Origin of the sequence: Paenibacillus cineris, assembly GCF_018333335.1 — a bacterium.
Classification (GTDB): domain Bacteria; phylum Bacillota; class Bacilli; order Paenibacillales; family Paenibacillaceae; genus Paenibacillus_AQ; species Paenibacillus_AQ favisporus.
On sequence record NZ_BORU01000003.1, the window covers coordinates 13,156 to 38,866 of the forward strand.

At 55.4% G+C, this 25,711-nt stretch carries 20 protein-coding genes; 1 reads left to right on the top strand and 19 read right to left on the bottom strand.

Annotated features, from left to right (window positions below; translation table 11 throughout):
* Window positions 1–36: 36 nt before the first annotated feature.
* Entirely contained in the window at window positions 37–309 is a 273-nt protein-coding gene (locus tag KI379_RS24365) for a NifU N-terminal domain-containing protein (RefSeq protein ID WP_076175691.1), read from the bottom strand.
* A 153-nt stretch (window positions 310–462) separates the two neighbouring features.
* On the opposite strand from KI379_RS24365, the gene KI379_RS24370 reads away from it, so the two are divergent.
* Entirely contained in the window at window positions 463–1,215 is a 753-nt protein-coding gene (locus KI379_RS24370) for an SGNH/GDSL hydrolase family protein (protein WP_212985174.1), read from the top strand.
* Window positions 1,216–1,407: 192 nt separating this feature from the next.
* On the opposite strand, the gene KI379_RS24375 is transcribed toward KI379_RS24370, so the two are convergent.
* From KI379_RS24375 to gcvPA, 18 genes are all read right to left on the bottom strand, one after another.
* Window positions 1,408–3,177, bottom strand: coding sequence for a hypothetical protein (locus KI379_RS24375; protein ID WP_212985175.1), 1,770 nt, complete (start codon window positions 3,175–3,177; stop codon window positions 1,408–1,410).
* Window positions 3,178–3,252: 75 nt separating this feature from the next.
* Window positions 3,253–4,224 (bottom strand): sugar phosphate isomerase/epimerase family protein, encoded by a 972-nt coding sequence (locus KI379_RS24380; protein WP_212985176.1) that lies wholly within the window; start codon window positions 4,222–4,224, stop codon window positions 3,253–3,255.
* A 143-nt stretch (window positions 4,225–4,367) separates the two neighbouring features.
* Window positions 4,368–5,240, bottom strand: coding sequence for a carbohydrate ABC transporter permease (locus tag KI379_RS24385; RefSeq protein ID WP_076175682.1), 873 nt, complete (start codon window positions 5,238–5,240; stop codon window positions 4,368–4,370).
* A gap of 39 nt (window positions 5,241–5,279) precedes the next feature.
* Complete coding sequence (locus tag KI379_RS24390) at window positions 5,280–6,176, bottom strand: ABC transporter permease (RefSeq protein ID WP_076175735.1); 897 nt, start codon at window positions 6,174–6,176, stop codon at window positions 5,280–5,282.
* 45 nt (window positions 6,177–6,221) lie between these two features.
* On the bottom strand, window positions 6,222–7,850 hold the full coding sequence (locus KI379_RS24395; protein ID WP_076175733.1) for an extracellular solute-binding protein: 1,629 nt from the start codon (window positions 7,848–7,850) through the stop codon (window positions 6,222–6,224).
* Window positions 7,851–8,158: 308 nt separating this feature from the next.
* Entirely contained in the window at window positions 8,159–10,420 is a 2,262-nt protein-coding gene (locus tag KI379_RS24400) for a helix-turn-helix domain-containing protein (RefSeq protein WP_212985177.1), read from the bottom strand.
* Between the two features lie 273 nt (window positions 10,421–10,693).
* Complete coding sequence (locus tag KI379_RS24405; protein WP_212985178.1) at window positions 10,694–11,860, bottom strand: YecA family protein; 1,167 nt, start codon at window positions 11,858–11,860, stop codon at window positions 10,694–10,696.
* Window positions 11,861–12,060: 200 nt separating this feature from the next.
* Complete coding sequence (htpG, locus tag KI379_RS24410) at window positions 12,061–13,938, bottom strand: molecular chaperone HtpG (RefSeq protein ID WP_212985179.1); 1,878 nt, start codon at window positions 13,936–13,938, stop codon at window positions 12,061–12,063.
* A 246-nt stretch (window positions 13,939–14,184) separates the two neighbouring features.
* On the bottom strand, window positions 14,185–15,072 hold the full coding sequence (locus tag KI379_RS24415) for a carbohydrate ABC transporter permease (protein WP_212985180.1): 888 nt from the start codon (window positions 15,070–15,072) through the stop codon (window positions 14,185–14,187).
* 18 nt (window positions 15,073–15,090) lie between these two features.
* On the bottom strand, window positions 15,091–16,041 hold the full coding sequence (locus KI379_RS24420) for an ABC transporter permease (protein ID WP_212985181.1): 951 nt from the start codon (window positions 16,039–16,041) through the stop codon (window positions 15,091–15,093).
* A 40-nt stretch (window positions 16,042–16,081) separates the two neighbouring features.
* Window positions 16,082–17,719 (bottom strand): extracellular solute-binding protein, encoded by a 1,638-nt coding sequence (locus tag KI379_RS24425; protein ID WP_076175671.1) that lies wholly within the window; start codon window positions 17,717–17,719, stop codon window positions 16,082–16,084.
* 72 nt (window positions 17,720–17,791) lie between these two features.
* Window positions 17,792–17,917: a hypothetical protein gene (locus KI379_RS34265; RefSeq protein ID WP_256992956.1), complete on the bottom strand. Its 126-nt coding sequence runs from the start codon at window positions 17,915–17,917 to the stop codon at window positions 17,792–17,794.
* Between the two features lie 71 nt (window positions 17,918–17,988).
* The gene (locus KI379_RS24430; RefSeq protein ID WP_212985182.1) at window positions 17,989–18,294 is read right to left on the bottom strand and encodes a Dabb family protein; all 306 of its coding nucleotides are present in this window, start codon (window positions 18,292–18,294) and stop codon (window positions 17,989–17,991) included.
* 156 nt (window positions 18,295–18,450) lie between these two features.
* Window positions 18,451–20,133, bottom strand: a complete 1,683-nt coding sequence (locus tag KI379_RS24435) for a sensor histidine kinase (RefSeq protein ID WP_089550366.1) — start codon at window positions 20,131–20,133, stop codon at window positions 18,451–18,453.
* Window positions 20,102–20,854 carry a response regulator transcription factor gene (locus KI379_RS24440; RefSeq protein WP_212985183.1) on the bottom strand — a complete coding sequence of 251 codons (753 nt, stop codon included), beginning with the start codon at window positions 20,852–20,854 and terminating at the stop codon, window positions 20,102–20,104. Before KI379_RS24440 ends, KI379_RS24435 begins: the two co-directional genes overlap by 32 nt.
* Before the next feature lie 316 nt (window positions 20,855–21,170).
* Window positions 21,171–22,367 carry a Gfo/Idh/MocA family protein gene (locus KI379_RS24445; protein WP_144025526.1) on the bottom strand — a complete coding sequence of 399 codons (1,197 nt, stop codon included), beginning with the start codon at window positions 22,365–22,367 and terminating at the stop codon, window positions 21,171–21,173.
* 296 nt (window positions 22,368–22,663) lie between these two features.
* Window positions 22,664–24,235 carry an aminomethyl-transferring glycine dehydrogenase subunit GcvPB gene (gcvPB, locus tag KI379_RS24450; protein ID WP_212985184.1) on the bottom strand — a complete coding sequence of 524 codons (1,572 nt, stop codon included), beginning with the start codon at window positions 24,233–24,235 and terminating at the stop codon, window positions 22,664–22,666.
* Window positions 24,232–25,656 (bottom strand): aminomethyl-transferring glycine dehydrogenase subunit GcvPA, encoded by a 1,425-nt coding sequence (gene gcvPA / locus KI379_RS24455; RefSeq protein WP_212985507.1) that lies wholly within the window; start codon window positions 25,654–25,656, stop codon window positions 24,232–24,234. The genes gcvPB and gcvPA overlap by 4 nt, the downstream gene beginning before the upstream one ends.
* Window positions 25,657–25,711 lie beyond the last annotated feature (55 nt).

Here is a 25,711-nt window from a genome sequence, read left to right on the forward strand (position 1 = left end):
CATGCACGTGCTGAGGCTGTGGCTATTATTCTGTCACTACTCCCCGTAGACGTTGGTAAACGCCTCTTCGATTTTCGGAACGATGTTCTCCCAATCGGCATCCGGCATTTTGCTGACGGTGACGAACGTCCCGATGCCAAAAATGTTGTCCACCCCGTCGATGCTGAGCAGCGCGCCGGCGAGCGGATGGTCGGTGTCGTCCCCTTTTTTCAGTGAGGTACTTTTCGGTCCTTCGAACAGGCTCTGGCTCGCATTGACTTTAAGCGAGTGCGGGTTCGGTGTCTGCTGAATTTGAATGGATACGGCCATGCTTAATCACTCCTTTCTGCTTATAACTGTACCATATTGTCCATTTTCCACCAAAACCAATTCGCCCTTCAGAAGTGAAAGCGACATCATTTGCGCTTGGCGAAACGCTGGATTACAATAAAAGGAATTGAACGGTTAGGGAGAGGTGAAGAAATGAGCGACAGCAGACTGCAGCCCGGAATGGACGCCACGTACATCGTTTCCGGGGACTCGATTTCCAAGGGGGTCGTGTATGATGAAACGCGCAGCAAATATGTCATCCTTGAGGATAATTACGTATCCCTTCTTCAGGACAAACTAAAGGGAGCCGTGAAAAACACGGCGAGATTCGGCAATACGCTGATGAAGGGCATCGGCAGCCTGAAGAAAGAAATTCTGAAGGGCAAGCCCAGCATGGTGCTGATTGAATACGGCGGCAACGATTGCGATTTTAACTGGAGCGAAATTGCCAGCAATCCGGACGCGGAGCACCGTCCCAAGACGGATTTTACGCTGTTTGAGAAAATGCTGACGGATACGGTGAATTTTCTGAAAAGCCAGTCGATTACGCCGGTTCTCATGAGCCTCCCTCCCCTCAACGCGGATAAATACTTCAAGTGGGTCAGCCAGGATAACCCCGAAGCGGAGCGAAACATCATGAAGTTTCTCGGCAGCGTCACCAAAATCTACTGGTGGCAGGAGCGTTACAATTCGACGATCCTCAAGGTGTCCGAGCTGACCAAGACCAAATACATCGACGTGCGGGGTGCTTTTCTCGCCCATCCGGACTTTACCCAATTCATCTGCTCCGACGGCATCCATCCGAACCAGGACGACCATCGTATCATTTACGACAAGGTTCTCGAGTTCGTCAAAGCCAATTACGGGCATTTGCTGAAGGACAATACGATTGGCTGCGAGGCGTAAATGATAGGATCATGCGAATATCCAATTCAATAGGCGTACCTTGCTTCTAGACTTGCTTGGTTTGTACTAAAAAAGGCTGCCCTATCAGGTGACTTCACCTGGGGAACAGCCTTTTTGTCATTCGGAGTTTTCTCATTCTGAGTTTCGACATTCGGGATTTCGTCACTTGTGATTTCGCCATCCGTCATTTCTTCACTCGTGATTTCCACAGCCTTCCTTCGGGGAGAGCCGCAGAGTGAACGTCCAGTCATACGGCGTCATCAAATTGACGACCAGCGTGCGGCAGCCGGCAGGAAAGCCGGTGTTGTTCAGCGCCTTCGCCCAGTGTCCGTGCTGCCCGCCCTCCATCTCGATCCAGTCCGTGCCGGCGCTGCAGCGGACGCCGCCCTGCTTCCAGAACAGCACGCCGCCGGACTCGTCTGCGGGAAACAATCCTTCCCCGGCGAACGCCGTTTCGCCGCCGAAGACGAAGGATATCTGCGTCATCATGCCTTCAGGTTCCCGGCACTGCACGCGAAGCCGGAACCCCTCTTCATCCGCGGTCAGATCCGCTTCGGCGCGATGGTGCTGTTCATGCGTCATCTCGCGCAAATGATGCGGCAGCAAGTACCACGGGCTCGTCCCGCCACCTGCCGCGGTCTGCGGCAGTGCTGTCCGGGGAAGAGGTCCGTAATAGCCTTTGGCCTCGTGGCCGGCCAAACGGTATCGGCCTGGCAGCTCTTCGAGCGTGTTCATTTTGACGTAGCCGGGTTCGAATGAGGAAGCCAGCCGGACGCCCAGCAGCCGCACAGCCCCATGCCGGAGGGACAGGAACGAGTCCGTCTCGGCCATGACGGTCAGGCTGGTCTGACCGTCCCGCTGCCGCCCGACCGGAGCGCCGAAATCGGTGTGCAGCCGGCTGTGGTAAATGCGGCCGTAATGGCCCGCGCTTTCCAGCTGCCGGAGGTACTGCCCGCGGTCAAAATGCCGGTTGATCATCACGCGGTAGCGATCGGGAAGAGGAGACGGCTGAACCCGCCGCTCACGGAGCTGCGGATAGCGCAGATAGCCGATCATCGCGTTGTTCGGCAGCCAGCCCGGATGGACAATCGCCTGACCGGCGGCATCGGCGAGCGCCGCAAACAGCGGATCCCGGTCCATATGCTCCATCAGTCGGCTGATTAGAAAATAGCCGGATAGGTCATGCCTCACCCCGTAATCCTGGCGGCCGGAATAATCGGTGACCACCTCACCGTCCGGATGGATCAGGTAAGCCATCATCCGCAGGTTCCGGCGGACCGGCTCCAGCAGCTCCGGCCGGTTCAGCTGTTCCGCGGCATAATACAGCACGATGTCGCTGACCCCGTTATAGATTCCGTTGCTCCGCTCGGTCCATTCCCCGTCCTCCGTGCAGTCCATCCCTTCGGCCAGCCAGGCTTCGGCCCTATCCTTCAGTTCCTCCTTGCCGGTGAGCCGGTACAAAAAGCCAAGGGCGGCCGTGAGTACCCACCGGTGGTTGGGGGTATGGCAGCCGCCTGTCAGCAGTACAGGGGCGGTCCGGATAAGGAACAACCGGATCAGGCCGGCGGCTTTCTCCAGCTGCTCCCAGCCTTCGAGATGGGCCTCGAGCAGCTCGTGCACCTGAGCAAGACCGCCTGCTACGAACGCCGTATCCGGCGGGGAGTGCATATTCGTCCAGCCCGGGGAGATGGAGCCGTCGGCATGCTGGAATCTCAATAGGAATTCGGCTCCATACTCCAGTCTGCTGAGCAGCTCTTCGTTATGATAATAACGCGAATCGGGATTGATCAATGCCGCGGCCCAAAGCGCCATGACCATCGGCGTGCCGCCATGGCTGGCCCAGGCGATGCCGTTGACCGGGTCCGTGACACCTCCATGATAACGGCTGCCCTCGTCAAGCACTTGACGGCTTAGGCTTTCCTCCACGCATTGGTCGTTTATGGCAACCAATTGTTCATACATGCTTTATTCACTCGCTTTCGGGTTCATCATGCCACCGTATCCTTACTCCACACCACTTTCGTTAACCGGAATGTGTCACGTCCCGGTCCGGCCGCCTGCTGTGCGCAGACGCTCCAGCTTGGCCGTCAGCAGCCCATGGCTGCGGTCGATCTCCTCCGGCGTACAGGCTGATTTCAGCTCGTAGACCTTCACGGGCGCGGCTTCGATCACCGGCAAAAACCGGTCGAAATAAGCCATGTCGCCGCTGTGGACATAGGGGCACCAATGGTCGGACAAGCCTACGCTCTCGTGGATATGAATCCCGGCGATATGGTCCATGATCAAGCTCATATCCTCCGCGTTGTCGTACAGACCCATCCGCTCCATCATCATGCCGTGGCCGAAGTCGTACCACAGGCCAATCTTAGCGCCTTGAAGGCGGTCAATGATGCCGCGCGCTTCCCTCAGTGTCGGCATCTGGTAGCACCGCGACCGGGTCTCGATGCCGATCGTTACGTCCCATCCCTTGGCTGCGATCCGCCCGCAGGCGTCTTCCAGGCTGTGCGCGATCCGCTCCGCATAATGCCCTCTCAGCGAATCCCGCCGCTCCAGCATCTCTTCCCACAGGCTGCGGTATGCCGGCGAATCGGGCCCGTGCTCCTTGTAGAGCGCCTTGAGCTCCTGATCGATATTGGCCTCAAACGGCACCTCACCCGGGTGGACGACCACGGCTGCCGCTCCGTAACGGGCGGCATATTCCGCCGACTGCACCAGCAGATCGACCGCCCGCTTCCGCTTGGCTTCATCGTCAAATCCGAGCAGCACCGAATCGGTCCCGTAATCGGGATCGTCAATCAATGGGAACGTATTATGCACGCTGGAAATAACGATTTCGCCGCGCTCAATCATCGGTTCGATCGTGGTCAGCATTTCCCGGGTGACGTTATAGTTGAGCTCCACGCGCTTAAAGCCCAGCCCCCGGATTTCCTCGATCATATCGCTTCCCACAGCGTGGCGTTTAATATTCCAGCAGGTTGAAAAGGAATACTCCCCTTTGTCCAGAACCATCAAGCCGCCTCCTTGTATTCGATTAAAAGCGTTCCGCCCCTCGAAGGGCATCGCTCACTCAATCTCAAACTCAAACCAAGCCTCATATCCTTCTGCCGAAAAACCGGTACAAGCCGACAAATTTATTTTCCATTCCCAATCGCCTACCCCTTAACCGCGCCGATCATAACCCCGTTCACGAAATACCGCTGCAGCCAAGGGTATACGAGCAGAATCGGAACGGTGGCAAAAATAACGCTCGCCGCCTTCAGGCTCTCCGGCTGCATCGGACTCACCATTGCGCCCTCCATCTGCATCAGGTCGGACACCATGTTGTTCTGGATCAGCTGATACAGCTTCAGCTGCATCGGATAGAGTTCAGGACTGGTAATGTACAGCAGCGTATCCGTAAACCCGTTCCACCGGCCCACCGCATAGAACAAGCTGAGTGTGGCGATGACCGGCATCGACAGCGGCAGAATAATGCTGATGAGCGTCCGGAAGTGGCTGCTTCCGTCCAGTTCGGCCGATTCCTCCAGGCTATCCGGGATGTTGTTGAAGAACGAGATCAGGATGATCAGGTAAAAAGGGTTGATCAGGCCGGGCAGAATCAGCGCCCACATTGTATCGATCAGATGGAGGCTGCGGACCAGAATGTATTCCGGGATGATGCCGCCGCTGAAGAACATCGTCACCACGATCAAAAACATGATCAGTCTGCGGCCTTTCAGCTTTTTCTGGGTGAGGGGATATCCCGCCGCAACGGTCATCAGCATGCACATGACGGTATGCATCACGGTGAGCAGCACCGTAAAGCCAAGCGATCGGATCATCGACAAGTCGCTGAACACCTGCCGGTAAGCCCCCCAATTCAGCTCTACCGGGAGCAGGCTCACCTCTCCGGAGAGAACCGGGCGGCTCGAACTGAGGGATATAGCCAGAATATGAAGGAACGGGGCCAGGCAGACCACCACGACGATGCCGAGCAGCACCGCATTGACGATATCGAATCCCCTGCCGGACGTTTGCGATCTCATCTTCGTTCACTCCTTTCTCGTAAAAATGCTCCTGCCGCGCTACAAAATGCCTTCATCGGTCAGCTTCCTCGAAACAAAGTTCGCCCCGAGGACGAATACCAGCCCCACCACCGCCTGGAACAGGCCGACAACGGTGGCAAGCGTATACTGTCCCGATTCGAGACCGATCCGGTACACGAACGTGCTGAGCACGTCGGAATAATCGCGTACCATCGTGTTGCCGATAATGTACGGGCGCTCGAAGCCGATCGAGATCATGTGGCCCAGGTTGATGATCAGCAGGGTCACGATCGTCGGCTTGATGCCGGGGAGCGTAATGTGCCAGATGCGCCTCATCCGTGTAGCCCCGTCCACTTCCGCCGCTTCGAACAGCTCTTTGTTAATGCCGGTCAATGCCGCCAGATAGATGATCGTCCCCCAGCCCGCGCTCTGCCATACCCCGACCAGCAGATAGGTGATCAGCCAGGTATTTTTATCCGTCAAAAAGGGAACCTCCGGAAAACCAAAGGCCGTAATGACATTGTTGATCATGCCGGACTGCGTGCCGAATACCTGGTACACGATGCCCCCGATGATCACCCAGGAAATGAAATGGGGAATATAGAGGATCGTTTGGGACAGCTTCCTGAACCACGCGCTCCGCAGCTCATACAGCATAATCGCCAGGATCAGCGGAGCCGGGAACGAAACGAGCAAATCGAGAAAATTCAGCATCAAGGTGTTGCGCAGCGTTTTGTAAAAGTCCCGCATGCCGAACACTTCCTTGAAAGCGTCCAGTCCGATCCATTCGCTGCCGTTAATGCCTTGAAACAGATTGAAGTCTTTGAAAGCGATCTGAATGCCATACATCGGTCCATACCGGAAGATAATAAAATAAGCCAGCGGCAGAAGCAGAAGCGCATACAGCTGCCAATATCTGCCCAAATAACGCGTCATTTTCACAAGCCTTGCCTCCTCTGTTGACGGGCCTAACCGCACGGTTTATTTCGACTTCATTTCGCCGTACACTTTGGTCCGCTCATCCAGAACGGCCTGACCGCCGCTGGCCATATAATCCTTCATGAGGGAATCGTACACCGCTTCGAACTGCTCCGGTTTTGCCGTCGTCGTCTTGACGATCATTTCGTTGAACTTGTCGAGCAGTGTATTGCCGTATTTGGCCTGGGCTTCGATCGGACGATCCATCAGTACCGGAGGTACCGTATCCGAGTTGGAAATCTTCAAGGCTTCCCGGGCACCGTCCTGATACTTCGGCGGAAACTGGAGCGCTTTAGCCTCCTTGTTCTTCTCAGGGCTTCCCAGCTGCTGTCCGTTGGTAATGAGGGTCATATCGCCGGCGTTGAACATCCGGTTCTTCGCTTCCTCCGTCGGATTTTCCAGCGCCACCGGGATGCCGTCCTTCATCGTATAGTTCTCGCCCTCGACCCCTGTCTGCATGTTGAAGAGCACGTCGCCCGATGCCATCCAGTCCAGGTATTTCACCGCTTCTGCCGCATGCTTGCTGGATTTGGGGATCATAACGTACAAGCCCACCGGCGCGTATTCCGGCTTGGCATGCTCGCCTTTTTCATTCGTATATACATCCACCGCCTGGAGTTCCGCACCCTTGACATTGGACTGCAGCGTCTCATAGGTACCGTCTGCATAGTAAATATTTGTGTCGTCCTCGCTGAAGAAGCCGACCTTTCCGGTGGAGATATCCTCGCTCATCTTCTTTTTGTCCTCGTCCAGCCCGAAGTCCCGGCTCATCAATCCCTCGTTGTACAGCTTGTTCATGAACTGGAGCGCATCCTTGAAGCCGGGAAGCAGGATCGGATAATCACGGGATCCGAGCTGCTGGGTCAGCGTATATTTCTGCTCCTCCGTCGTCTCCTTGATGAAAGACCAGATCAGCGGTTCGTACTGCGCCGGAGCGATCGTCATGCCGAGCGGGATCACTTTGCCCCCGGTTCCGCCCGGATCCTTTTCCTTAAAAGCTTTCAGCGCCAAGTACAATTCGTCCGTCGTCTGCGGCACAGGCAGGCTCAGCTTGTCGAGCCAGTCCTTGCGGATAAACGAGGAATACTTGCCGAGGTTCGACCGTTTGGCTGGAACGGCGTACAGCTTCCCATCCACCTTTCCATAGTTCAGCACCTCGTCGCCAAGAAACTTTTTCAGGTTCGGCCCGTACTGATCAATCAGCTCCGTCAAGTCCGTCAGCCCGCCCTGCAGCGCATATCGGTAAAAGGTGCTGGAATCATACGTGAACACGATGTCCGGCACATCTCCGCCGCTTGCCATCAGCACGTTCAGCTTCTCGACTTCCTCCGAACGCGGGACGGGAACGTAATTCATCTGAATCTGATTAGGGGTGCCGAACTTTTCCTGAACCCAGCGGGTCCAATAATTATCTTTGATGGTATACCCAGAAGGCGAATTGCCGCGGTCGAACACCTCCACCGACAGGGTCACCTGTTTGCCTGAGGACCCGGATCCTGATCCGGATCCTTCCGAAGCGGCCTGTTCCGATTTGGGCGAACATGCAGACAACAGCATACTGCCCGCGACCAGCACGGCTGACATGAAGCGAACCGATTTTGCCAAAGATCTTGTGTTCCTGTTCCCAACCATTCGTATCATCCCTTCATCTTTTTCATGCCGGCTCCGCTGAATGGCAAGCGGATTATTGTTTACGCTTTCAATCGGGCCGGTTACCGCATCAGCGGGAATGCCCACAGTATGTCACGGGATGCGGCGGCTGGACAATAAACCAGTTTCGGATCGATAAACCGTTTGGGCGTAGAGGCGGAAAACCCATAACACCCTGAAGAGCAAACCATTTTCCGGCAATAAACTATTTTCAAAACACCGCTCAGGCCAGGAGCTGCAAGGCTTGGTGGACTGCTTACGGCTCCTGCATCTGCCCTCGAACGCGTTCCTTAAATCGGAACGTCACTCTGCGACTTCGCCTTTAATTTGCGGTAATCGCCCGGGGTCACCCCCACTTCCCGCTTGAACGTCCGGCCGAAGGTAATGGAATTGGCGTAGCCGACCTGAAGCGCAATATGCTGGACGGTGTCGTCGGTTTCCAGCAGCAGCCGCTCTGCTTTGGCCATCCGCAGCTGGACCATGAAGTCCACGAACTTCATGTTGAACTCTTCCTTGAACAGGTAACTCGCGTATTTGCCTGAGATCTGAAAGCGGTCGCTCAGATGCTTCAGCGACAGATCCGGATCGGCAAAATTCTCTTCGATGTACGCCTTCATCTCCACGATCATCGCCCGGTGGCTCTTCGTTTCACTGACGGCGACAAACGTACGGTAAATCTCTGCCAGCTGCTCCGTAAATAAGGATCGCAGCCGTTCCAGCGACGTCGTCTCTTCAACAGCCCGGCGCCAAGATCCGGCCCGCTCGCCCGTAAAACAGGACTGCAGCTGTTCGGAAAGGTCCCCGACCTCCCGCGCCAGCATTTCCATCATCGTCAGCAGCAGCATGCGGATATCCTCGTCCTTCAAGGCATCGGCTTTCAGGTCGTCAAAAATCCGCTCAAGACGGCTCCGCCAATCGCCGTCGGACAGCCGGAACTGCTTTACGAATTCGGCGATGCCCTGCAGGTGGGTATACGTTCGGGTCGCCGCATTAACCGGCATGTCCTCGCTGAGAATAAACGCCCTCTGGCCAAGCGACAGCTTATGCTGCAGCGCCCTGGCCGCAGCCTGATACGAGGCGGACACCTCTTCCCACGAGTCCGAACGCGGTCCGACGCTGACCATCAGGGACAAGCCCAAATGGTCATGGGTCCAGGCGATGCCCCGCTCCGACAGCCTTCGAATCCTCTCCTGCGTCTCTTCTTCCGTCACATCCGGGCTCACACCGAGCAGCAGGCCCATCCGGTTCGCTTCCGTCCATTCCCCCCAGCCGTGCAAGCCTTCGTCGCGGGCCATTTCCTGCAGCACATTGGTCAGCGCAAACTTGAGCGTGCTCTGGTCCTGAACCGAAAAGCCCTGCTGAAAACGCGGAAATTCCAGTATTTCTACGAGGACCAGCAGATACGGCCCCGTGACCTGTACCGGCAGCGGTTTCAATCGGTCCAGACGCTCGCCTGCATCACCAAGGCGTTCCCCCTGAACGAGGTCGATGAACAGCTGCCTTCTGGCGATCAGCATGTTCTCCTGCTGCTGCTTCTCGTAGTCGGCGGTCTGCCGGATTAAATTTTCCAATGCCCGGTCGATCAGAAGCAGCTCGTCGCTCTTGGCGCCGCCCGGAGGATCCATCCGGTCACGGACCGTTTCGATCCGGTGCATCATGGCGCGGATCGGTTTATAATTGCGCTTGGTGATATACAGTAAGTAGGCGACGGCTGCCAGCACGGTGCCCACGCCGATGACGATCCAGATGTACGAAACGACCGACACCCACATAAACAGCTGGCCCGCTGCAATCCCGCTCTCAAACGTCCAGCCGGTGGCTTGGAACGGAATACGGTTCAGAATACGGCCTTCTGCAGCCTCTGCGTCTCCCGGTTCGGACGGACGCGTCGAGAAGATCAGATTTCCTTCCCGGTCGCGGATTTGAAGGAAGGATACATCGGTATCTTTCATGGTCCGGATTTTCTGCTCCAGCGCATACATGTTGACGTTAATGACGACAAAGCCCTGCGTACCGAACGGAAGCGGGGCCCGTTTGTACATAGAGATGACCCGCCGCTTCGCATCGCTCCCCATTTCATGATAGTCGCGGATCGGGGACCAGCCCTGGTATGCTGGCTGGCCCAGCGCCAGCTCGACAAACGGCCTGTCGGCAAACTCGTCCCACTCCAGGAGACCGCTCGTTGTGAGCGTCTGCCGATCGCCGCTGCGGTACACATACACAGAATCCACGAGCTCGTCTTTGGCAGCCAGGGTTCGCAGGCTATCCACGACCGCATATACCGCATCCCGCTCATGCGGACCGTCCGCCTGAAGAAAATCGTTGTAGCGGCTGTTCCGCTCCACCTCATCCAGTGCGTTCATTTCGATTTCCTTGAGGGCCATCTGGACCGTGTCCACGATATATCCCGTAGAAATCTGATCCGCCTTAACCGTCTCCTTCTGGGAAATTTCATTGACGACGAGGAAAGACAGGAACACAAGAATCGTTACAGTGATCAAAAAAATGGGGAAATACGAAAGCAGCATTCGGCGGTACCAGCTGTTCCGCAATGCCAATCACTCCTTTACAACGGGTTGTTTGCCATGGAATCACGATAACGGATCAAAGGGGCCATGGTAGTCGCCAATTTTTTTCGACATGAGGTAAGCGCTTTCTTTATTCATTTTATTCTATCGGATGGGACGGTTCGGAATCAATCCATAGGCGCTGGATCATATAAAAAGAGGGAAACGCAAAAACGGCAGCCCGGGACATGACGTTCATGTCCGGACTGCCGCTCTTATAGTTGATGATCTATATAGGATAAATAGAGCGATAAGCGTTTATTTTCCGTGGCACTTCTTGTACTTCAGCCCGCTGCCGCATGGGCACGGCTCGTTGCGTCCCACCTTCGGCACAGTATCCGCTGCGGAAATGTTCACCAGCTTGACCAGCTCCGGCTTAACGCCGTCGGCAATGGCCTGAAGCTCCACCAAGGTGTGGCCGTTATTGGCCCACATCCGGGTATGGTTATAAACTTCGGTCAGCAGCTGAATCGTCTGCTGGGCCTGAAGCGGGTTTTTGAAATTGATTTTGCGGCTCTCGAATTCGTAGATCAGATCCTGAATCGACGAACCTTTGGCGCACGCCAGCTGGAGATCGTCGATCAGGTATTCCACCGTCTCCTGGTCCTTGCAAAGCTCCCGCAGCACGTACTGCTGCAGCGCGGACAGCTGCGGCGTCATTTCAAAATACGTCTCGTCCGCATACCGGAGCAGCTCCTCCTGCTCGGGAACGTAATACGGTTTCCCTTCGACCTTCGCGATCCAGTCGTTGATCTTCTGCTCGTCCAGGTCGTGGAGCAGATAGCTGTTCACGATGTATCCGCTGTGAAGGAGCAGGTTCTCGCCCCGGCCGATCGCCTCGTTCACTTCATTCAGAAGCTCCTCCGCACTCAGCGCCTGTTCATTCTGGTCGTTGTAGATCTCAAGAAGCTTGTCCACCTTGACCGCTCCGTACAAATGGGATGCGGCAACAATATATTGATAAGCCAGCTGGTGCTGGCCGTGCTGCTGTTTCAAAGCAGGCAGATCAGCCTTGCGGATGGCGTCCCTTATTTCTTCCGGCATGATCAGGTGCAGCTGACCTTCCGAGAAAAAGCTGAATACGAGCCCGCGATCCAGCAAAAAGGCATAATCCCCGTATGGAATCGTATTATCTTGAACGGAAGACTCCTGAAGGAGCGTCTCAAACAGGCTCCATTCGGCACCATCCATCTGGAGCAGCATGGACGACAAATGCTCCGTATTCGTGACGTAATCCGACAGCGCTTCGGCAAGCTCTTCTTTCTTCATCTTGGAACGACCTGTGATGCTGTGGACGGAAGCCAGCGCGGACAGCCTCGTCTTGGTCAGGCTCAGCAAAATCTCGGACAAGCTGGTCATGGGTTCGCCGATGATGGCGTGCTGTATGTTTGTTTGTTCCAGTTGTAACGTAGGGTCTTCCAACATGTACACCTCTTCTTCGTTATTAAGCATGCGCAGCATGACCAGTTAAGGCATCACTCTGCGCCCTTCTACCATTATACACGATGTTCGCTTCGCAGCCCGCCCTCCGGCAAAAAAAGGAACCCGGCCCGGAGGTCAAAACTCCGGCAGGCCGGGTTGTACCGCCTGTCAGGCATTCTGCCGCAGGTCGGGAGGAGCTTGGCTTACACCATAATTTTGCAGATATCGTTCGTAAATTCGACCGGATCCTGGATCGGCAGCCCTTCGATCAGCAGCGCCTGGTTGTACAGCAGGTTCGTGTACAGGCCCAGCTTCTCGCGGTCCTTGTCATAAGCATCTTTCAGGGACTGGAACACCTCGTGGTGAATGTTGATCTCCAGCACCTTGTCGGCCTGGATGTCCTGGCCGCTCGGCATCGCTTTGAGCACCTTCTCCATTTCGATCGACAAGTCGCCTTCCGTGGACAGGCAGACCGGGTGGGACTTCAGCCGTTTGGAAGCCTTGACTTCCTTCACTTTGCCCGAGAGAATGTTCTTCATCTCCTCGAAGAGCTCCTTGCTCTCCGTCTCCGCCGCTTCATCTTTCTTGTCTGCTTCCGTCTCGATACCGAGATCGCCGCTTGATACCGACTTGAATTCCTTGTCCTTGTACTTCATCAGCATCTTGATGGCAAATTCGTCGATATCGTCGGTGAAGTACAAAATTTCGTAACCCTTATCGGCCACCATTTCCGTCTGCGGCAGCTTCTCAAGCCGCTCCACTGATTCGCCGGCGGCGTAGTAAATATATTTCTGATCCTCCGGCATTCCGGATACGTATTCGTCCAGCGTTACCAGCTTCTTCTCCTTGGAAGAGGTGAACAGCAGCAGATCCTGCAGCACGTCCTTATCCGCGCCGTAGTTGTTGTACACGCCGAACTTCAGCTGTCTGCCGAACGCCTCATAGAACTTCTCGTATTTCTCGCGCTCATCCTTGAGCAGCGTCTGCAGCTGGCTCTTGATCTTGCTCTTGATATTTTTCGCGATCAGCGTCAGCTGACGGTCATGCTGCAGCATTTCTCGGGAAATGTTCAGCGACAGGTCTTCGGAATCGACCATCCCTTTGACGAAGCTGAAGTAATCCGGGAGCAGGTCGCCGCATTTTTCCATGATAAGGACGCCGTTTGAGTAAAGCTCAAGCCCCTTCTCGTATTCCTTCGTATAATAATCGAACGGGGTGTGCTCCGGAATGAACAGGATCGCGTTGTACACAACGGCGCCGTCCGCCTTGATGTGCACATGCGTCAGCGGCTTGTCAAACCCGTAGCGCTTCTCGTTGTAAAAGTTGACGTAGTCCTCTTCGGTCAGCTCGCCCTTGTTCTTGCGCCAGATCGGAACCATGCTGTTCACGGTCTGCTCTTCGCTGTATTCCTCGAACTCGCCGTCCGCGCCCTCTTTCGGCCGATGTCCGGTGACGTCCATCTTGATCGGGTACCGGATGAAATCCGAGTACTTCTTGATGATCGTCCGGAGGCGGTAATCCTCCAGAAATTCATCGTAATTGTCTTCTTCCGTGTTTTCTTTGATTTTCAACACAATTTCCGTACCCACGGTATCCTTCGCCGCAGGCTCGATCGTATATCCGTCCGCTCCCGCAGACTCCCACTTGTACGCCGTATCGGAGCCAAGCGCCTTGGTGATGACCGTCACCCGGTCCGCCACCATGAAGGCCGAATAGAAGCCGACCCCGAACTGGCCGATAATGTTGTGGCCGTCCTTGGCTTCGTTCTCGTTCTTGAAGGCCAGCGAACCGCTCTTTGCGATGACGCCCAGATTGTTCTCCAGCTCCTCTTGTGTCATCCCGATGCCCGTATCGGAAATCGTCAGCGTTCTGGCTTCTTTATCCGGGGTGATCCGGATGTAATAATCGTCTTTATTGAAAACCAGCTGGTCGTCTGTTAGCGCTTTATAATAGATTTTATCGATAGCGTCGCTGGCGTTGGAGATGAGTTCGCGCAAAAAGATCTCCCGCTGCGTATAAATGGAGTTGATCATCATTTCAAGCAGTCGTTTCGACTCGGCTTTAAACTCTTTCATGGCCATCTAGCATACTCCCCTCAACGAACATAGTATCTTAGCACTCAAACATAATGAGTGCTAATTATTCTTATTTTTATATAACATAAGTTCATTTTTGAAGTCAACAATTGGTTATCCGCACCACTTTCGCATCCCTTCCGGCCATTCCCGGCAAACGCCGAACAGGGCTGCCCCCGCAGCCTTTTGCAAAGCTTGCGCGGTCAGCCCCGTCCTTCGTTGTCGCTGTCATGTTTTGCCTATCGGGATCCGCTATTCCTTGACCGACCCCAGCACGATACCGTGAATGAGATATCGCTGCAGAAACGGATAGATCAGCAGGATCGGGATCATGGACACGAGAATTTTAGCCGAGTTGAGCGTGGTGTTGGAGATCTTGTTGTACTGCTGCAGCTGCTCAACCGACAGATTCTGCATTTGGTCCCGGGTCAAATTCAGCTGCTGCAGGTACGTTTGCAGCGGGATCTTATGACTGTCGTTGATCAGCACGATCCCGTCGAAGAAGTTGTTCCAGTGGCCCACGATGACAAATAAGGTGATCGTCGCCAAGCTGGGCAGGGACACCGGGATAAAGATATGCCACAAAATTTTCAGCGGACCCGCCCCGTCGATAAAGGCCGCCTCCTCCATCTCCTTCGGAATCCCTTTGAAAAAGTTCATCAGCAGGATGACATTGAAGACCGGTACCGCGCCGGGCAGCACAAGCGCCCAGATCGAGTTGATCAATCCCAGCTTGCTGATGACCATGTACCAGGGAACAATGCCGCCGCTGAACAGCATCGTGAACACGATAATCCACATATAGACGTTGCGTGCCCGGAACTGCGAGGCCGTTCTCGACAGCGGATACGACATCAGAATTGTCAGCACCATGTTAATGGCTCCGCCCAGGGCGACCCGCTCCACCGACACCAGGAAAGCCCTCCAAAACTTCTCGTCGTCCAAAATTTTAACGTAAGAGGAGAAGTTGATATCTACCGGGAGAAAATACACCTTGCCCGCGTTGACCGCCGTGCTGCTGCTCACCGACACCATGATCGTATTGATGATCGGGGCCAGGGACAGGCAGGCGATGAGCACCAGCACCAGGATGATCAGGAAGCGGGAAGCCTGCGCCCCGAACGTTCTTGATTGTATCATGCAAATCAGCGCCCCTTTCTAGAAAATCCGGTAACCGGCGTATTTGGAAGCCAGCTTGTAGGATACGACGATCAGCACAAAGCTGATGACCGATTTCATCAAGCCGACCGCAGTGGCAAACGAATACTGCATCTGGATCAGGCCCATCCGGTACACGAACGTATCGATGATGTCTCCGGTCTGATATACCAGCGGATTGTACATATTGAACACCTGATCGAAGCCGGCATTCAGCACATTGCCCAGGCTCAGCGTGCCGAGCAGGATGATCGTCGGTAAAATTCCCGGCAGCGTAATGTTCAGCGTCTGCTTCCACCGGCTTGCCCCGTCAAGAGCAGCCGATTCATACAGCGAAGGATTGATGCCCGTCAGGGCGGCCAAATAGACGATCGTTCCGTAGCCGAACTCCTTCCAGGTGTCGGTCACGATCAGCAGCGGTCTGAACCAGGTGTTGCTGGCCAGAAACATCGTTCTGTCCATCCCAAAGAGCTGCAGAACGTTGTTCACCATGCCGTCGTAAGAGAAGATCATCGTCATCATCGTGCCAAGCACGACCCAGGACATGAAGTGGGGAAGGTACACGATCGTCTGCACGGTGCTTTTGAACACCTTCAGGCGAACTTCATTCAGCAGCAGCGCAAACACGATCGGCACGATCAGCCCCAGTATGATTTTTCCGACCGCGATCACCAGCGTATTAACGAAAATTTGCTTCGCGTCCGGGAGCTGAAACATATACGTGAAATTGGTCAGCCCGGCCCATTTGGAGCCGAAAATGCCTTTGGCCGGGATAAATTTCTGAAAGGCCATCACGATGCCGAACATCGGGACGATGGAGAAAATGAACAGCAGCACCATGCCCGGCAGCAGCATGAAGTGATACGTCATTTCATGAAAGGCTTTCCGTTTCTTCCGTATGCGTCCCGAAACCTGCCGTTCCGTATGGAGACTTGCTTCCAGCGAAGACATGCTTATCACTTCCATTTATCCAGGATGTATTGACTGGGACTTACCTGCTGCTCATCTCTTCCACTTCCTGCGTGATCTCATCGCCGCCGGTCTTTTTCCAGGTCGACACGAATTGATCAAAAGCATCGATGCTGGCTTGGCCCATGATGATCTTCAGCATCATTTCCTGCTCCATCTTCTGCAGGTTCGCCCATTTCAGCTTCATCGTCTCCGTCGTGCCGTAGAAGCCGGCCGGAATCACTTCGAGGTTCGGGTTGTTCGCCTCCCGCTGCCCCTCGATCCGGGATAGATATTCACCGTACGTATTGGCGTCGACCGCAGTCCCCTTTTGCTTGAACTCCTGGTACGCTTCATAGGACACGACGCGGTCCTCTTGAATTCCGTCGGCACTGCCTGCTTTGTCAGCCTTCATGATGTCATCGTAATAACGCTTGAGCACGTCGTCATAGTCCACCTGCATCGGAATTTGCGTCGGCTCGTTGTTCCAGCGGCTGTGGTCGGTCAGCCCTTCGCTGGCATGCTCCTTCTTGTACTGGACGGCGTCGTCCGTCAGTGAGTACAGGAAGTCCGTCGTCAGATTGATCGATTTCATAATCGCCTCGGGATGAGGGTAACCTTTGCGCACGACAACAATGCCTCCACCGACCGGGTCCTGCCGGATCGTTTTAAATTTGCCGTTCTCATCTACAGGTGCAGATACCGCCACCCATTCGGCTTTTGGATCCTGCTTGATGGAGTCCTTGTAGTTCGTGTATCCGATCCACCATGGGTTAAAGAGCATGCCAGCCTGGCCGTTGATGACCAGCGCTTCCTTCTCTTCGTCCGAGCGGACCGCAAACTGCTTGTCGATCAGCCCTTCCTTGTAATGCTCGGCCAAATCGGCGAGCGCCTCTTTCATTTCGGGCTGCACGGAGCCGTACACGACCTTGCCGTCTTTCTTGATCCACTGGCCTGGAAATGCATTATAAGCTGCAAATATCGGTGAAAAATTCATCGCGTCCTGATTCATCCCGAACCCGATCGTCTTGCCGGTTCCGGAGGCATCCTTCTCCACAAAGGTTCTGGCCAGGTTCCACACATCGTCCACGGACTGCGGCAGCTTGCCGCCGACCTTGTCCAGCCAGTCTTTGCGAATCCACAGCAGCTGATGCTGGTTGCCGATATTCGTCATCGGAAGGCCCATGATTTTGCCGTCCACCTTCACTTGGTCGAGCAGCAGATCCCCATAAGAGGAGTAGATGTTTTTGACACCCTCGGAGGCGGTTTTTTCGTAAACCTCGGTCATATCTTCAATGAGGTCATTGTCTACGAGCTGATTGAAAATCGTGCGGCTGACCAGCATCACGTCCGGCAGCTCACCGGTCGTCATCGACAGGGACAGCTTCTGGTCCATATCATCGGTCTCCCAGGCTACCTTGGCCTTCACGTTCACTTTGCTCTCGACGTAGCGGGTCGCCATGTTGTTTTCAATCGAATCGCCCTTCGGCAGATTGTTCGTATGGCTCGTATTGCGTCCGATGGTAAACTCCACCGGGGACTCGTACTTGCTGTATGGCTCGTAGTCCTTTTCGCTGACAACCTTGTCCTCCGCTTTGCCGCTTCCGCCGCCGCATCCGCTGACGATGAGCGCTGTGATGCACGTGACGGCCAGCAGTGACGATATTTTTCGTTTGTTCATCCGTTTGAACCCCTCTCTTGTCGATTCCTTGTACAAGTAAAATTGTATGCGGTTGCAAAAAAATCGTATATATCACATTTTTCCGTTCTGTGTCACTTTTTTCATGAATGCCCCGCCGGCGGATTCGACACACAAAAAGAGCGCCCCGAAGGAACGCTCTTTGGCTCTGGCGGCAGCTACCAGACGTTGAGCAATCATGGGAATACCCCGGTATATGCCAGCAGGCAGCACGACAGCCGGCTTCACACAGCCTCACCGATGATAGAAGCTCAACCTTGAACGGGATAGTCCACTACCACGACCTGCTCGATCAAGCCATCGAGCCTGCGGACAAATGTTTGATGCGCCGGATGTGGCCCGTAGGCCTGCAGTGATTCGCGGTCTTTGAAAGTCACGCGAAGCCCAAGGCTGAACCCGTGGATGTTTTCCATTTCCTCCGTTTCATTGAGGCCGGCCGTAAGCTCAACAATGCCGGGAATCTGATCTTTCAGCCCCCACAGCAGTCCAAGCAGCTCATGCTCCAGCTCCGGTTCAAGGATGCGATTAAATTTAAATGAGACCAAATGTTCAAACATATGGTTTTTTCCTCCTCATGCGCTCTTTCCTTCTTTACCTTCTTTCCATACGGAAGCCGGCTCTTCCTTCTGCGCGTTGAAAAACAGGATTGCCTGCCGGCCAACGGCGCTTCGAAGCGGATACACGCCCCATTCGCTGCCGCTGATCTCCGCCCTCTATGGACCGGCAGCCGCGCTCTCGACTAGCCCCTTCGGCGCCGTGTCCGCCGGCTCCGCAGGAAACGTCAGGGTGACCGTCGTGCCCATCCCGGGGACGCTGTCGATGGCTAGGCCGTACGGCGGCCCGTAATACAGCCTCATCCGGTCGTTGACGTTCTTCACGCCGGTTCCCCCGTTCTCTGCCGACAGCAGCTTGGCGGCCTGGACAGGGGTCATTCCGACGCCGTTATCCGTTACGCTCAGCGTCAGGATGCCCTCCTGCCGACGCGACGCAATGACGATCCGCGGAGTTTCCTCAGCCTCCGGATGGGTAAACCCGTGCTTGATCGCGTTCTCCACGATCGGCTGCAGCACGAAGTGAATGATTTTCAAATCCGCCGTATCTTCATCCACTTGAAACTCCACGTCAAAGTCCCCGTCATTCATGACGAGCTGCAGGTCCAGATACGCCCGGATATGCTCGATTTCGTTCGCGACCGTCGCCATCTCCCTGCCCCCGTTCAATGTCGTCCGGTAGAACTTGGCCAGCGTCGATACCATATACCCGGTTTCCAGGTCACGCTTCTTTTTGGCCCGCCAGTGTATAAAAGACAGCGTGTTGTACAGAAAGTGGGGATTGATCTGATTAATCAGCCGCTGGTACTCGCTCTGCTGCCTGGCGATTTCCGCCTGGTACACCTGGTGAATCAGACTGTTGATGCGCCCCAGCATCTTACCGATGCCGTTCGTCAGTTCCCCAAACTCATCCCGGGAAGAGCTCTGGATGACCACGTCCAGGTTGTTCTGCTCCACCTTATCCACCTTGTTTTTGAGATGAATGATCCGCCTCGTGAAGTTGTTCGACACGATATAGATCAGGAAAAAGGCGACGAGCAGGCTTAATCCAATGACGAGCAAGGTGATTTTGAAAAACGTCAGCGCGTTGACATACGCATTCGCATTGGACAGGTAATAATGGATCGTCCAGCCGTTGCTTTTCAGCGTCCGGTCGAGCCGGGTGGCCCCTTGCGCGGGCGGGTCCGCCTTCTGTTCACGGAAGATCGGCTGGTGCTGCGGACCCTCGATCTGCACGGTAATATGATCCGACAGCTTGTCCATATCCGAGAAAATGCTGTCGTAATTGACCGAGATCACCATGTAATTGCTGTCCTTCAAATTGCTGATCAGCTCCTGCACCAGATAGACGTGACTGCCGTCCACCACCCAATGCCTGCCCCGGTACCCGTCGAACCACGGCTTTTGCTTCAAATCGCTGAGCGGCAAAATGTTGTCGCGGATGCCGAGCAAATCCCCGGACGTATAGAACGTAATGCCTTCGATATTGTCGTCCATCGTTTTCGTATTGGAGATGAGCGGGTCCATAATGTCCCGGAAATCAAGGAACATCTCGAAGTAATTGCCGGCATAGTTCCGGGTAAACAATTTCGAAAAGTCGCGGTTCAGCACGATAAATTCGCTCAGCGTGTTGTAGCGGTTGATTTTATAATCGAGAATGTTCGCCACTTGGTCCAGACTGGCCGCGGCTTCGCTCTTCAGCTCCTTCATTTGGATGCGATAGGATTGGATAAAAGCGAGAACGCCGAGCAGCAGAATAGGAATCAGCGCAATAAAAAGGTGGGACAGCAGCAGCTTGTTGCGGAACCGGATATCATTGAACCTGCTCTTGATCCAGTGAAGCATGGACATTCCCGCTCTCTCTATACTGTAATGGGCTCACGCCGTAGTTGGTTTTGAACAGCCGGCAAAAATAAGAGGTGTTGTCGATGCCGACAAACGCCGCGATGTCGTTAATTTTCATATTGGAGTTCAGCAGCAGATAGCCTGCCTTGCGGAGGCGAAGGTCGGTCAAATATTTGGAAAAGTTCATCCCGGTTTCTTTCTTAAACAAAATGCTCAAGTATCCCGGGGACAGATACACCTCATTGGCCACCTCCGTCAATGACAGGTCGCGCTGAAAATGGTCCTTCACGAACTCCTTCACCTGGCGGATCACCTTCGATTCCTCCGATTCCACTTCCGGCCCGCCGGCATGGGGGCGTATATGCGTAATTTCCTCCATCACCTCCAAAAATTCCTCAGTCACAAGCGGCTTGAGCAGATAGTTGACGACGCCCAGCTTAATGGCAGTTTTCGCGTATTCGAATTCGTCGTACCCGCTGCAGATGACGATTTTGAGGTTGTCCTGCGTTTTTTTCGCCAGCCTGCCGAGCTCGAGGCCGCTCATCAGCGGCATTTTGACATCAGTAATCAAAATATCGATCGGGTGGCGGTTCAAAATGGTTTCGGCCGCGCGGCCATTGTCGGCTTCAAGCACGTGGAACGGAAACCGGTATTCCGATATCAAATCCTTGATGCCCTCTCGTTGAACATGCTCATCGTCTACTACAAGAACATTAAACATCGTACGGACTCGTCTCCTTATGAACTAATGATATGCAGGGATAGGACCTTAGGGGTAAGCGGCTGCTGCGCTTTAACGATGCAAACGGCGGAAGTGATTGATATATTAGGTATGTCTGCTTTCATTGCATTATATCATATGAAGTGAAAGTGCTTTCAATAATTTGTTCGCTCGTAGAGTAACGATGGCCGGCGGTTAAAAAAAAGAGCGCCGGCTTCATCGCCAGCGCCCGTAACCTGTACATTCGGGAAAGTTTCTCCGAAATGGCTGCAGGTCACTTTTTCGAGAAATTTCGCTTAAAATATCGCTGTATCGTTTAACGGCTCATCCACTTTCCGTTCGTGAAATCCGGAATCGCCACCGGATGACCGCCGAGCGCAATCGACTCCTCGGACAGGGCCGAGATGCTCATCCAGGCGGCCATATCGTACACATCAAGCGGCGTATCCGTGCCGTTCTTCACGCATTCGATAAATTCGGAGTAGACCAGCCAGTCCATGCCGCCGTGGCCGCCCTTCACGCCCTCGCTGATGAACTTCTTCCAGATCGGATGCTCATACTGCTCACGGAAGGAGTCGGCGTTGCCCCATTGGTTTTTCCAGTCAAAGTGGTGCTCGTCATGCTGTCCGTCGATGTAAATGGAATGGTTCTCCTCCACATACATCCCCTTCGTGCCCCGGACCGTAAACCCTCTGGAGTAGTAGCGGGGGAGCGTAGTGTCGAGCGTGATCGTAATCGTTTCGCCATGGGCACACTTGATCACGGTAGTAACGATATCGCCCTGCATAAACTCGGTCTGGGCAAGCGCCGAATCGGCGCCTCTCTCCCGGACAACGTATTCATGCATGCCTTTGGCCTTGGAGGACATGGAGACGAGGGATACCATCCGGTTGCCGTGGTTGATGCCCAGGATCTGAGCAATGGGTCCGAGCTCATGCGTCGGGTAGTTTTCACAGTTGCGGTGAATATAGTTGTTCAGGCGGTAATGCCGGTTTTCGATGCCGTAGGCAATTTCTTCGCGCAGATCGTGATGGTAGCCGCCGGCGCAGTGAACGATGTCGCCGAATACGCCCTGCTTGACCATGTTCAGCACCATCAGTTCTTCGCGTCCATAGCAGCAGTTCTCCATAATCATGCAGGGTACTCCAGTACGCTCGTACGTCTCTACCAGCTTCCAGCACTCCTGCACCGAATAGGCGCCGCCAACTTCGCTGGCCACGTAGATTCCCGCTTCCATGCATGCCGCAGCAATATGAATATGGTCCGCCCAGGATGCGCCGATGACAACGGCGTCCAGCCCCGGCAGGGCCACAACTTCCTGATATTTGGTCGTTACCAGCGGTCTGGCGGTTCCTGTCTCTTGGACATATCCAGCCGCCTCCTCGCAGCGGTCTTCATACAGGTCGCAAACCGCGACAACCTCAACATCTTCCATATGCAGGATGATCCCTCTCAGCAGCCCCATGCCGCGTGCGCCGAGACCGATCATTCCAACACGCACCTTCTCCTTCACCCTCGATCACTCCTCCAAATATTTGGTTGTTTTGGCTGTGAACAATGCAGTCCATCTTTGGCTGTTTTATGGACTATACAAGCATAGTTCTCTATAAAACGGGTTATTCCTTCTCCAAATTTTTCGTGTTTTTTGGATAACGGGCATAAGGGAACCGGATGACCTTTTCCTCCCCCGGATCCGGCTTGGCCAGCCACCCCCATTATGTCTAAGGGGCCTATATTGGGCCAAGTCCATAAAAAAGAGACCAAAGCCATCGGTTCGGCTGTGGCCTTGGTCTACAAGTTCATTCGTGGTTACTTCACTGCTGACGGTTCGGTCTTCTTCAGATAGGCGCGCCACGTAATGCACCACTGCCGCGGATCGTCCAGGGACGATTCGTCGTTGCGGTGAACCGTGCTGGCATGAGGAGCTGTCCGGACCATCTCGGGATTCGTGTACGCTTCATTTGAAATATGCTCCAGCGCCTGGATGTACTCGTCAAGATCTTCCTTGGAGTACGATTCGGTCGGCTCGAGCGTAAACGGCTGCGGCACGATGTACGGATGATGGGACGTCCAGTAATGCAGGCCGAAGTCGCACATCCGCCGCGTAATATCTTCGGTCGTGACGCCGGTCTCGTCGGTCAGCTGCTTCCAGCTATAGCGGACCTGCTCCAGGCGTCGGCCCTTGATGTATGGCGCGCTTGCCCCGCGGATCTGCAGGATTTTGTGGTACAGATAGTTATTGTTCAGCACAGCGGTCTGCGCCACATCCTTCAGTCCTTCCGCGCCGATGCTGAGAATCCACGCGTAGGCGCGGAGCACCGTCTGGGCGACGCCGTGGAAGCTGCGGACCTTGCCGATGCTGCTGCCGCCCTGCTCCCGCAGGACATAGCTCCCGTCCGCCGCCTGATCCACCAGCGGTCCCGGCAGAAACGGCTTCAGCGCATCGGTCACGCCGAGCGCGCCGGTGGCCGGTCCGCCGCACATATGCGGCGCGGCAAACGTCTTGTGCAGGTTGAAGAAGCACATGTCAAAGCCCGCTTCCTTCGCGCGGGTAATGCCAAGAAGACCGTTGGCATTGGCCTGGTCGTAGTAGCAGACCCCGCCGGCGGCATGCACCACGTCCGTAAACTCGCGGATCCGGTGGTTATAAATGCCGGTGTCTTCCGGGTTCGCCACGACGAAACCGGCGGTCCGTTCGGAGACCGCAGCCTTCAGCTTCTCCAGGTCCGGGAATCCGTCCTCGTCCGGATGAAGGGTGATGATCTTGTAGCCTTTGACGGCAGCGGTCGCCGCCTGGGACGGATGGGAGAAGATCGTCGTGATGATCTCGTCGCGCTTCTCCCCCTCCCCGCGCGAGTCATGGTAAGCCCGCACGATGGAAGCCATGGCCAGCAGCGCCTGCGTGCCGCTGCTCGGCTGGAAGCTAAAGGCGTCCATGCCGGAAATCTCCCGCATCGCAAGGTCCAGGCTGTGGTAGATTTCCAGCATGCCCTGTACCGAGCTCACATCCTGGAGCGGATGGAGCTCGGTCATGCGGGGGCTGCGGATCAGCATTTCGTTGATCCGCGGGATATATTTCATCGTGCAGGTGCCCTGCCCGATTTCGACGTTCAAATCCGAGCCCAGCGTCTCCTGGGAGAGGCGCAGGTAATGGCGCAGCACTTTGGCCTGGCCGATCTCCGGCAGGGCAGGCGCCTGGCTGCGGCGCATGTTCGCCGGAATGGCGTCCTGCACGCCGCCGGCTTCCGCTGCAACGGCCGGCTCGGCCTGCGGCGGGATGACGCCCCGCTCTCCCGCGCGGTGCAGTTCAAAGATGACCGGCTCATCCCATTTGGCTTGGTGGAACTGGCGGACCTTCCGGTCCCTGACAATCCGTTTCATGGCGTCTGCTCCTCTCCTGATGCTCCGGCCGCTGTAGCACCTGCGCCTACGATGGCGCGGACGGCTCCGGCCAGGCGGTCCAGGTCAGCCTGGGTATGAATTTCCGTGACGCAGTACAGGGCGCACTGCCCCCAATCGGGATAGCTTGCCGACAAATCCTTGCCGCCGAAAATCCCTTCATCAAGCAGCCGGCGGTTGATGTCGGCCACGGTGCGTCCCGTTCCGTTGAAGTCGACGACGAACTCCTTGAAGAACGGCGTGCCGCCAAAGCGCAGGGATACGCCTGGAATACCGGACAGCTGAATGGCCGCATACTTCGCCTTCTGGACGATCGTTCCGCCCACTTCCTGCATGCCGCTTGGTCCCATCAGGGCCAAATAGACGCCGGCCGTAATGCCCCATAGGGCGGTCTGCGTGCCGACGGATTCTTTGCCCTTCTCCCGCAGCGCAAACGAGGTGCGCTCGTACGCAACGTCGCCGAAGCCGTACTCGCCCTCCACTTCCGTCGGCACGATGCCGAACAGCCGGGACGGGTATTCCATGACGAATTTCTCTTCGTCGCGGGTTGCGATAAATCCGGCCTGTCCCCCGCCGTAGTTCATATGCATGCCGAGCGGCTGCAGGTCCCCGCAGACGATGTCCGCGCCGTAGCGGGCCGGCGGCTCCAGCACGCCGAGGGAGATCGGGTCCACGCCGACAATCGACAATGCCTGAGCGGCATGGGCGAGGCGGGATATTTCCGATCCCTGGTCCTCGATGATGCCGAGATACCCGGGATTCTCGAAATAAACGGCGGCGGTGTCCCCGTCCAGCTTGGATTCCAGATCGGCCAGGTCCATTTTCCCGGTGGCCGGGTCGATCTCCACTATGCGGATGTCCATGACCGGCGTGCAGTAATTGCGGATGATGGCGACCTTATCCGGATCGACAGAGCGCGGAATCAGGGCAGTGCGCCGCCCGGTGATGCGGCCGGCCATGCGGATCGCCGTGGACGCCGCCTGCGCCCAGTCAAAAGTCGGAACGTTAACGACATCCATATCCACCAGCTCGGCCAGCAGGCTCTGATACTCAAACAGCGCCTGGAAGCGGCCGTGATCCTCATAGGGCTCGCCGGCATAGGCCGTCACGAACTCGGAGCGCTGGTTGATTTCGTCGCAGACCGCGGGGATAAAATGCTGCCAGCAGCCCGCCCCTAAAAAATTCAGGTAATCCGCGCCGTGCTTGTTCTTGGCGAGTATGCCTTCGATATGCCGGCGCAGCTCATATTCGTTCATGGCCGGCGGGAGGTCCATCTCCCGCTTCAGCTTCAGGTGATCGGGAATGGCGTCATGCAGCTGGTCCATGGACGTCAGTCCGATTTCCCGCAGCATGGCGTCCCGGACTTCCGGGACGGTATTCGGTATATAAGGATGGGCATACATTCTGTGTTCTGCCAAAGTAAACGCCTCCGTTCTGTACAGAATGAACTAAAGAAAT